The following is a 9,524-nucleotide window of genomic DNA, read 5'->3' as shown; positions in this document are numbered from 1 at the left end:
CGATCACTGACTATCGCTAGCCAGAATCATTGCCGAAAAAAACTATCAACCCATCCAACAAACAGACGAGCCTACAAACTAATCCGTCGACTATGACACACTGTTGAGTTCTCAAACATCAGGCGCATGCCCCCTCGTGATCCTTGCGGGATCCGCTCTGGGGCAACCTGGTAAACCTTACGGATCCGAGTGGTCCGCGTCAACTCCGGGGAGCTGGGCGGCTTCGAAGCCGTTGCCCGGACGTGCCGAACCCCTTCGATCTTGGGCCTCCTGGCCCCGAGGGGATTCGCTGACCGCGACGAGAAGAACGTTAGGGCACGTCATCTGCCGTTCACAAATCGGGGTGTGGCAGGACCGCTCGCGGATGCCTCCGGTACGCCGAGACCGTGGGTTCCCCGACCTCGTAGAAGCGCCACGGCCGCTCGGTGGCCAGGCGCAGCCCGGTGCGCGGACTGGTGGCGATGGCGGCCGGCGGCGCCCCGAGCTCGAGGGTGACGGGCCCAGCGTGAAGGTCGGTCCCGTCGTCGCCGAGGACGATGCCCAGGGCCTGGCACAACCGGCCGGGGCCCCGCGCGAGGTCGCGGTCGACCCGGGCCGCGGGCCGCAGGTCGCGGGCGACCGCGAGGCCGTCGACGACCTCGCCGGCGCGGAGGAGCACGGCCGAGGCGGTGCCCTCCTCCCCCACCACGACGTTGGCGCACACGTGCATCCCGTAGCTGAGGTAGCAGTACAGGTGGCCGGCCGGGCCGAACATGACCTCGGTGCGCGGCGTGCGGCCCCGGTAGGCGTGGGAGCCGGGGTCGGCCGAGCCGGCGTACGCCTCGACCTCGGTCAGGCGCACCGCGACCGGCCCCTTGCGGAGCACCGCCCCGAGCAGCCGGGGCGCGACGACCTCCGCGGGCCCGCGGAGCTCAGGCCAGTCGGCCACGGTGGGCGGCCACCAGCGACCGCACCTCGGCGAGCTGCTCGGCCACCCGCACCGGGGCGGTGCCGCCGCGCCCGTCACGGGCCGCCACGGAGCCGGCGACCGTGAGGACCGATCGGACCTCGGGGCGCAGGTGCGGGGAGATCTCGGCGTACTGCTCGTCGGTCAGCTCGTCGAGCTCGACCCCCAGCTCCTCGCAGCGCTGGACGCAGGCTCCGGCCACCTCGTGCGCCACCCGGAACGGGACGCCCTCGCGGACCAGCCACTCGGCGACGTCGGTGGCCAGGGAGAACCCCTGCGGGGCCAGGGCCGCCATCCGGTCGGTGTCGAAGGCCAGCGTCGCGACCATGCCGGTGAACGCCGGCAGCAGCACCTCGAGGGTGTCGACGGAGTCGAAGACCGGCTCCTTGTCCTCCTGGAGGTCGCGGTTGTAGGCCAGCGGCAGGGCCTTGAGCGTGGTGAGCAGGCCGGCCAGGTTGCCCACGAGCCGGCCGGCCTTGCCGCGGGCCAGCTCGGCGATGTCGGGGTTCTTCTTCTGCGGCATGATGCTCGACCCCGTCGACCAGGAGTCGTGGAGCCGGGCGAAGCCGAACTCGCGCGTCGTCCAGAGGATGACGTCCTCGGCGATCCGGCTCACGTCGACGCCGACCTGGGCGCACACGAACGCGAACTCGGCCACGAAGTCGCGGGCCGCGGTGCCGTCGAGGGAGTTGGCCGAGGAGCCGGTGAAGCCCAGCTCGGCGGCGACCAGCTGGGGGTCGAGGCCGAGGGTCTGGCCCGCGAGCGCCCCCGAGCCGTACGGCGAGTCGCCGGCGACCCGGGCGTCCCAGGAGAGCATCCGGTCGACGTCGCGCAGCAGCGGGTGGGCCAGGGCCAGCAGGTGGTGGGCGAGGAGGACGGGCTGGGCGTGCTGGAGGTGGGTGCGACCCGGCATGACGGCCTCCCCGGCCGCGTCGGCCTGCCCGACGAGGGCGTCGACGAGGTCGAGCACCAGGCCGGCGACGGTGCGGCCGTGGTCGCGCAGGTACATCCGGAACAGGGTGGCGATCTGGTCGTTGCGGCTGCGCCCGGCGCGCAGGCGACCGCCGACGTCGGGGCCGACCTCCTCCAGCAGCAACCGCTCGAGCGCACCGTGCACGTCCTCGTCGGTGGGGTCGGGCTGCAGGCTGCCGTCGCGGAACCGGTCGGCGAGCACGTCGAGCCCGCGGTGGACCTCGGCCTCGTGCTCCGGCGAGAGGTAGCCGGCCGCGCCGAGCGCCTTGGCGTGGGCGTGGGAGCCGGCGATGTCGTACAGCGCCAGGCGCCAGTCGAAGTGCGTGGAGCGCGAGAGCGCCTCGAGCTCCGGCGAGGGCCCGCTCGCGAACCGGCCGCCCCACAGCTTGCCCTCGTTGGTCGTGCTCATCGGTGTGCCTCCAGTGCCGCGACCGCGGCTCGCATCGTGTCGGGCAGGTCGGGGGTGATCGCGGAGCCGTCGGCCGCGAGGTCGTCGGGGGTCCACCAGCCGTGGCCGGTGACGGTGTCGACCTCCTCGGGCGCGAGGTGGTCGAAGGACACCTCGACCACGTCGTCGAGCGCGAGGGCGAAGAAGGTCGAGTCGCCCAGGAACGGCCGGCCGTCGTAGGTGAACTCACGCACGTCGCGGTGCACGGGACCGACCAGTGCGGACGGGTCGACCACGAGGCCGGTCTCCTCGAAGGCCTCGCGCACCACCGCCACCTGCAGGCTCTCCCCCGGGTCGACGGCCCCGCCGACGGTGCCCCAGCGCAGCAGCCCGGGCACCGCAGGGTCCTGGTCCTGCAGCAGCAGGACGGCTCCGTCGGCGCGCACCGGCAGCACCCGCGCCGTACGACGCGAGGTCGGCGCGACCGGGTCGCCCGACCGCACCGCCGCGACCGCCCGGGCGGCGAGCGCGGGCAGGTGCGGGTTGCGCAGGCGCGGGTCGTGGGCCAGCTGGGTGGGGGTGAGCCAGGCGTGGTCGACGAGGAAGTCGAGCTCCTCGGGCGTGCGCCCGGCGGCGCTGACCTCGGGGCCGTCGGCGTCGGCGGTGCCGACGGCGAAGACCGTGGCGTGCATGGTGCGGAGCACGCCGGACCGGTCGCGCCACCGCGTGGGGCCGTCGTGGAGCGGACCGTGCAGGTGCGCCGGGTCGACGTCGATCCCGGTCTCCTCGCGCAGCTCCCGGACCGCGGCGGCGCGCGGCGCCTCGCCGTCCTCGACCTTGCCGCCGGGGGTGAGGATGCCGAGGCGCTGGTCGTCGAGGCGGGCGAGGAGCACCAGCACCTCGTCGCGTCCGTTGACGACCAGCACCCGCGCGGTGCCCCGCGGCCGGGTCCTCGCTCCCGTCGGCTGAGCGGTCATCAGTCGGTGCCGAACTCCATCGCGGCGGCGTCGAGCGCCTCCCCGTCGGCGTCGGTGGCGGCCGGGTTGCTGGCGATGCGGTCGGCGCCGCCGGCCTCGAGCTCGCCGTACAGGGTGCCGTGCTCGACGAGCACCTGGCCCTGCTCGACGGGCTGGGCGGCGTACAGCTCGAGCTTGGCGCGCGAGTCGGCGATGTCGAGGTTGCGCATGGTGAGCTGGCCGATGCGGTCGGTCGGGCCGAACGCGGCGCTCTCGGTGCGCTCCATCGACAGCTTGTCGGGGTGGTAGGAGAACGCGGGTCCGCTGGTGGCCAGCACGGAGTAGTCCTCGCCGCGCCGGAGCCGCAGCGTCACCTCGCCGGTGACGAGCGAGGCGATCCAGCGCTGGATGGACTCGCGCAGCATCAGGGCCTGCGGGTCGAGCCAGCGGCCCTCGTAGAGCAGCCGGCCGAGGCGGCGGCCCTCGGAGTGGTAGAGCGCGATGGTGTCCTCGTTGTGGATCGCGTTGAGCAGCCGCTCGTAGGCCGCCCACAGCAGCGCCATGCCGGGCGCCTCGTAGATGCCGCGGGACTTGGCCTCGATGATGCGGTTCTCGATCTGGTCGCTCATGCCGAGCCCGTGGCGGCCGCCGATGACGTTGGCCTGGTGGACGAGGTCGACCGGGTCGTCGTACCGGGTGCCGTCGATGGCGACCGGCCGGCCGGCCTCGAAGGCGATGGTGACGTCCTCGGTCTCGATGGCGACCGCGGGGTCCCAGAACTTCACGCCCATGATCGGCTCGACGGTCTCGAGCGAGACGTCGAGGTGCTCCAGCGTCTTGGCCTCGTGGGTGGCGCCCCAGATGTTGGCGTCGGTGGAGTAGGCCTTCTCCTGGCTGTCGCGGTAGGGCAGGCCCTGCTCGGTCAGCCACTGGCTCATCTCGGCGCGGCCACCGAGCTCGGTGACGAAGTCGGCGTCGAGCCAGGGCTTGTAGATGCGCAGCTCCGGGTTGGCCAGCAGGCCGTAGCGGTAGAAGCGCTCGATGTCGTTGCCCTTGAAGGTCGATCCGTCGCCCCAGATGTCGACGCCGTCCTCGTGCATCGCGCGGACGAGCAGGGTGCCGGTGACCGCGCGGCCCAGGGGCGTGGTGTTGAAGTAGGTGCGGCCGCCGGAGCGGATGTGGAAGGCACCGCAGGCCATCGCGGCCAGGCCCTCCTCGACCAGCTGGGTCTTGCAGTCGACGTGGCGAGCGATCTCGGCGCCGTACTCGAGGGCGCGGTGGGGGACGCCCTCGATGTCGGGCTCGTCGTACTGGCCGATGTCGGCGGTGTAGGTGCACGGGACGGCGCCCTTGGCGCGCATCCAGGCCACGGCGACGGAGGTGTCGAGGCCGCCGGAGAAGGCGATGCCGACGCGCTCGCCGACGGGCAGGGAGGTGAGGACCTTGGACATTCAGGACTCCTGGCTGGAGGACGGGGACGTGGTGGCGTCGGCGTGCGCGGAGGCCAGGGCGAGGAAGCGGTCGGCGAGCGCCGCTCCCCCGGCCGGGTCGCGGCCGATCACGAGGACGGTGTCGTCGCCGGCGATGGTGCCGAGGACGTCGGGCAGCTCGGACTTGTCGAAGCCCGAGGCGAGGTACTGGGCCGCCCCGGGGGGCGTGCGGAGGACGACGAGGTTGGCGCTGGCCTCGGCGCTGACCAGCAGCTCCCCGCACAGCCGGGCCAGGCGCTGGGCGCCGGCCGCGGACTCCCCCGGGGCGGTGCGTCGTCGGTCGCCGCCCTCACCGGGGACGGCGTACACGAGGGTGCCGGAGGCCGAGCGCACCTTGAGGGCGTCGAGCTCGACGAGGTCGCGCGAGAGCGTGGCCTGGGTGACCGTGACGCCGTCGTCGGCCAGCAGCTGGGCCAGCTCGACCTGGGAGTGCACCTCGTGGGTGGTGACCAGGTCGACGATGCGCTGGTGCCGGGCGTTCTTGGTGGACGCGACGCGGCTGGTGCCCACGGCCCTCACCGCCCGGCCTGCTCGAGCAGGAACGCGATGACCGCCTTCTGGGCGTGCCGGCGGTTCTCGGCCTCGTCCCAGACCACGCTCTGCGGGCCGTCGAGGACCTCGGCGGAGATCTCCTTGCCGCGGTAGGCAGGCAGGCAGTGCAGCACGATCGCCTCGCGCCCCGCGTGGGCGAGCAGCTCCTCGGTCAGCGAGTACGGCGCGAGGACGGCGGCCCGGTCGGCCTCCTCGGCCTCCTTGCCCATCGAGATCCAGGTGTCGGTGACCACGACGTCGGCCCCGGTCACGGCCTCGGCCGGGTCGGCGCACGACGACGCGGACCCGCCGGTGGTCGCGGCGATCTCCTCGGCCCGGGCGAACATCGCCGCCGAGGGCCGGTAGCCCTGGGGGGCGGCGATGCGGACGTGCATGCCGGCGGTGGTGCCGGCCAGCAGCCACGAGTTGCCCATGTTGCAGGCGCCGTCGCCGACGAAGGCCACGGTGAGGCCGGCCAGGGAGCCGTCCGGCCCGCCCTTGTGCTCGCGCACCGTGAGCAGGTCGGCCACGAGCTGGCAGGGGTGGAAGTCGTCGGTGAGCGCGTTGACCACGGGCACGCCGGCGTGGGCGGCCATCAGGTCGAGGTCGGACTGCAGGAAGGTGCGCCACACCACGACCGCGACCTGGCGGCCCAGCACGCGCGCGACGTCCTCGACGGACTCGCGCACGCCGATGCCGGCGAGCTTGCCCTCGACCAGCATCGGGTTGCCGCCGAGCTCGGCGATGCCGGCGCCGAAGGACACCTGGGTGCGCAGGGTCGGCTTGTCGAAGATCATCGCGACCGACTTCGGGCCGGCGAGCGGGCGCCGCATGAACGGCGTGGTCTTGAGGTCGGCGGCCAGGTCGAGGAGGCGCCGCTGCTCGTCGGGGGTGAGGTCGTCGTCGCGCAGGAAGTGGCGCATCAGGAGCTCCCTCCCGTAGCCGCGGCCTCGGCGGCCGCACCGCGTGCCCACGCGTCGTCGAGGATCGCGGGCCAGGCCGCGACGAGCGCGTCGACGTCGGCGTCGGTGACCACGAGCGGCGGCGCGAACCGGATGCGGTCGGGACCGGTGGCGTTGATGATCCAGCCGGCGTCCTGGGCCGCGGCCACGACGTGCGGGCCGTGGGGCGCCGCCAGGGTCAGCCCGACCAGGACGCCCTCGCCGCGCACGTCGACGACCCGGTCGTCGGCCCCGACCCCGGCGCGGAGCCGCTCGCCGGTCTCGCTCGCCCGGGCCAGCAGGCCCTCGGACTCGAGGGTGGCGATGACGGCCAGCGCCGCGGCGCAGGCGACCGGGTTGCCGCCGAAGGTCGTGCCGTGGTTGCCGGGCTGCAGCAGGCTGCCGGCCTCGCCGAAGGCCACGCACGCACCGATCGGGATGCCGCCGGCCAGGCCCTTGGCCAGGGTCACGACGTCGGGCGCGACGTCGTACGGCGACGAGGCGAGCCAGTGGCCGGTGCGGCCCATGCCCGACTGGATCTCGTCGAGCCACAGCAGGGCACCGCGCTCGGTGGTGACGCGCCGGGCGGCGCGCAGGTAGTCGGGGTCGGCGACGTTGACGCCGGCCTCGCCCTGCAGCGGCTCGATGACGACCGCGGCCGTCTCGTCGGTGACGGCGGCGGCCAGCGCGTCGACGTCGCCGAACGGCACCCAGGTCACGTGCCCGGGCAGCGGCTCGAAGGGCTCGCGGTAGGCGGCCTTGGAGGTCAGGGCGAGGCTGCCCATGGTGCGGCCGTGGAAGGCGTCCTCCATCGCGACCAGGTGGGTGCGGCCGGTGCGGCGGCTGAGCTTGATCGCGGCCTCGTTGGCCTCGGCGCCGGAGTTGGCGAAGAACACCCGGCCGTCGCGCCCCGGGCCGGTGACCTCGAGCAGCTTCTCGGCCAGCTCGACCTGGGGCCGGGTGGCGAAGAAGTTGGACACGTGGCCGAGCTGCTGGAGCTGGGCGGTGACGGCGCCGACCAGCGCGGGGTGGGCGTGGCCGAGGGTGTTGACCGCGATGCCGCCGAGGAAGTCGCGGTACTCGCGGCCCTCGACGTCGCGGACGACGATGCCCTCACCGCTCTCCAGCACCAGCTTGGGTGGCCCGAAGGTGTTCATCACCGCGCCCTGGTAGCGCTCGGTCCACTCGCTGGTGGCGCTCACGACGCGCTCCCGTCACGGGCCTTGCGGGTCTTGGTCTCGACCCCGGGCAGCACCTGGGTGCCGACGCCCTCCTTGGTGAACAGCTCGAGCAGGACCGCGTGCGGCTCACGCCCGTCGACGACGGTGGCCCGCGGTACGCCGCCCTGCACGGCCTGCAGGCAGGCGCCCATCTTGGGCACCATCCCGCTGGCCAACGACGGCAGCAGGGCCTCCAGTGACTCGGGGCTGATCTCGCCGATGACGTCCTCCGAGGCCGGCCAGTCGAGGAACAGCCCCTCGACGTCGGTGAGGACGAGCAGCTTCTCGGCGCCGAGGGCCACCGCGAGGGCGGCGGCGGCGGAGTCGGCGTTGACGTTGTGGACCTGGCCGTCGGCGTCGGGGGCGACGCTGGAGACGACCGGGATGCGGCCGGCCCCGATGATGTCGAGCACGGCCTCGGGCCGCACGTTGGTGACCTCGCCGACGAGGCCGAGGTCGACCTCCTCGCCGTCGACGACGGTGTTGGTCGGGGTCGCGGTGAAGAGGTGGGCGTCCTCGCCGGACAGGCCGACGGCGTACGGGCCGTGGTCGTTGATGAGGCCGACGAGCTCGCGCTGCACCTTGCCCACGAGCACCATGCGGACGACCTCCATGGCCTCGGGCGTGGTCACGCGCAGGCCGCCGCGGAACTCCGACTCGATGCCGAGCTGGTCGAGCATGGAGGAGATCTGCGGGCCACCGCCGTGGACCACGACGGGGCGGAAGCCGGCCAGGCGCAGGAAGACGACGTCCTCGGCGAAGGCGCGACGCAGGTCGTCGTCGATCATGGCGTTGCCGCCGTACTTCACCACGACGATCTTGCCGTGGTACTGCTTCAGCCACGGCAGGGCGGCCGCGAGCGTGCGGGCCTTGGCCTGGTCGGGCTTGCTGGTGTCGAACTCGCCGGTGGCGAGGCTGCTGTCGTTCATGATGAGTAGGCGCTGTTCTCGTGGACGTAGGCGTGGGTGAGGTCGTTGGTCCAGACCGTGGCGCGCTCGGTGCCGGACTTGAGGTCGATCGTGACGGTGACCTCGCGCGGCTCGAGGTCGACGCCGGCGGGGTCCTCGGCGGGGGTGGACCGCCGGCAGACCCAGGTGCCGTTGATGGCGACGTCGAGGTCGGCGGGGTCGAAGGCGGCCCCGGTGGTGCCGATGGAGGCCAGCACCCGGCCCCAGTTGGGGTCCTTGCCGAAGACGGCCGCCTTGAACAGGTTGCTGCGGGCGACGCTGCGGCCGACCTCGACGGCGTCGTCCTCCGTGGCCGCGTTGAGCGTGGTGATCGCGATGTCGTGGTCGGCGCCCTCGGCGTCGCGCAGCAGCTGCATGGCCAGGTCGGTGCACAGCTGGGTCAGGGCGTCGGTGAAGTCCGGGAGGGCCGGCGTGATGCCACTGGCGCCGCTGGCCAGCACGGTCACGGTGTCGTTGGTCGACATGCAGCCGTCGGAGTCGAGCCGGTCGAAGCTGACCCTGGTCGCGGCGCGGAGCGCGGTGTCGAGGTCGGCGGCGGGGACGACGGCGTCGGTGGTGATGACGACCAGCATGGTGGCCAGCTGCGGGGCGAGCATGCCCGCGCCCTTGGCCATGCCGCCGATGCTCCAGCCCGAGCCCTCGACGACGGCCTGCTTGCTCACCGAGTCGGTGGTCATGATCGCGGTGGCCGCGTCGCCGCCGCCGTCGGCGGACAGGGCGGCGTGGGCGGCGTCGACCCCGGCCAGGACCTGCTCGCGCGGGTTGGCCAGGCCGATGAGGCCGGTCGAGCAGACGACGACGTCGACCGCGCCGATCCCGACCTTCTCGGCCACCCGCTCGGCGACGGCGTGCGTCGTGGCGAAGCCGTCGGGGCCGGTGTAGCAGTTGGCGCCACCGGAGTTGAGGACGACGGCGCGCACGACGCCGTCCTTGACGACCTCCTTGCTCCACAGGACCGGGTTGGCCTGGCAGCGGTTGGCGGTGAAGACCGACGCGGAGTCGAAGCGGGGGCCCTCGTTGACGACGAGGGCGACGTCGGGCGCGCCGGTGGACTTCAGTCCGGCGGCGACGCCCGCGGCCTGGAACCCGGCCGGGGTGGTGACGCTCATGGG

General features: G+C 73.4%; 9 protein-coding genes. All 9 read right to left on the bottom strand.

All coding sequences use genetic code 11. From position 1 onward, the window contains the following. Positions 1-331: 331 nt before the first annotated feature. The 9 genes from FJQ57_RS08200 to argJ are packed head-to-tail and all read right to left on the bottom strand — an operon-like array spanning position 332 to position 9,521. The gene (locus FJQ57_RS08200) at positions 332-928 is read right to left on the bottom strand and encodes a DNA-3-methyladenine glycosylase (RefSeq protein WP_139978832.1); all 597 of its coding nucleotides are present in this window, start codon (positions 926-928) and stop codon (positions 332-334) included. Continuing rightward, on the bottom strand, positions 912-2,327 hold the full coding sequence (gene argH / locus FJQ57_RS08195) for an argininosuccinate lyase (protein ID WP_139978830.1): 1,416 nt from the start codon (positions 2,325-2,327) through the stop codon (positions 912-914). The genes FJQ57_RS08200 and argH overlap by 17 nt, the downstream gene beginning before the upstream one ends. After that, a complete protein-coding gene (locus FJQ57_RS08190) occupies positions 2,324-3,283 on the bottom strand; it encodes an NUDIX domain-containing protein (protein ID WP_139978828.1) in 960 nt (319 codons plus the stop codon). The genes argH and FJQ57_RS08190 overlap by 4 nt, the downstream gene beginning before the upstream one ends. Then, positions 3,283-4,713 (bottom strand): argininosuccinate synthase, encoded by a 1,431-nt coding sequence (argG, locus tag FJQ57_RS08185; RefSeq protein ID WP_139978826.1) that lies wholly within the window; start codon positions 4,711-4,713, stop codon positions 3,283-3,285. The genes FJQ57_RS08190 and argG overlap by 1 nt, the downstream gene beginning before the upstream one ends. Next, positions 4,714-5,262 (bottom strand): arginine repressor, encoded by a 549-nt coding sequence (locus FJQ57_RS08180; RefSeq protein WP_139978824.1) that lies wholly within the window; start codon positions 5,260-5,262, stop codon positions 4,714-4,716. A 5-nt stretch (positions 5,263-5,267) separates the two neighbouring features. After that, positions 5,268-6,209 (bottom strand): ornithine carbamoyltransferase, encoded by a 942-nt coding sequence (gene argF / locus FJQ57_RS08175; protein WP_139979190.1) that lies wholly within the window; start codon positions 6,207-6,209, stop codon positions 5,268-5,270. Continuing rightward, the gene (locus FJQ57_RS08170) at positions 6,206-7,426 is read right to left on the bottom strand and encodes an acetylornithine transaminase (RefSeq protein WP_139978822.1); all 1,221 of its coding nucleotides are present in this window, start codon (positions 7,424-7,426) and stop codon (positions 6,206-6,208) included. Before FJQ57_RS08170 ends, argF begins: the two co-directional genes overlap by 4 nt. Beyond that, positions 7,423-8,373: an acetylglutamate kinase gene (gene argB / locus FJQ57_RS08165; protein ID WP_139978820.1), complete on the bottom strand. Its 951-nt coding sequence runs from the start codon at positions 8,371-8,373 to the stop codon at positions 7,423-7,425. The genes FJQ57_RS08170 and argB overlap by 4 nt, the downstream gene beginning before the upstream one ends. Then, positions 8,370-9,521, bottom strand: a complete 1,152-nt coding sequence (gene argJ, locus FJQ57_RS08160; protein WP_139978818.1) for a bifunctional glutamate N-acetyltransferase/amino-acid acetyltransferase ArgJ — start codon at positions 9,519-9,521, stop codon at positions 8,370-8,372. Before argJ ends, argB begins: the two co-directional genes overlap by 4 nt. Positions 9,522-9,524: the final 3 nt, after the last annotated feature.

The sequence above is a fragment of the Nocardioides litoris genome (genome assembly GCF_006346315.1).
Taxonomy (GTDB): domain Bacteria; phylum Actinomycetota; class Actinomycetes; order Propionibacteriales; family Nocardioidaceae; genus Nocardioides; species Nocardioides litoris.
Note: the sequence above shows the minus strand (reverse complement) of the source record. Positions and strands in the feature narration are given on the sequence as shown.

Bases quoted from the DNA above. Each gene is read 5' to 3' on its own strand.
- FJQ57_RS08190 (WP_139978828.1), bottom strand. From the start codon at position 3,283: ATGACCGCTCAGCCGACGGGAGCGAGGACCCGGCCGCGGGGCACCGCG.
- argG (WP_139978826.1), bottom strand. From the start codon at position 4,713: ATGTCCAAGGTCCTCACCTCCCTGCCCGTCGGCGAGCGCGTCGGCATC.
- argH (WP_139978830.1), bottom strand. From the start codon at position 2,327: ATGAGCACGACCAACGAGGGCAAGCTGTGGGGCGGCCGGTTCGCGAGC.
- argB (WP_139978820.1), bottom strand. From the start codon at position 8,373: ATGAACGACAGCAGCCTCGCCACCGGCGAGTTCGACACCAGCAAGCCC.
- argJ (WP_139978818.1), bottom strand. From the start codon at position 9,521: ATGAGCGTCACCACCCCGGCCGGGTTCCAGGCCGCGGGCGTCGCCGCC.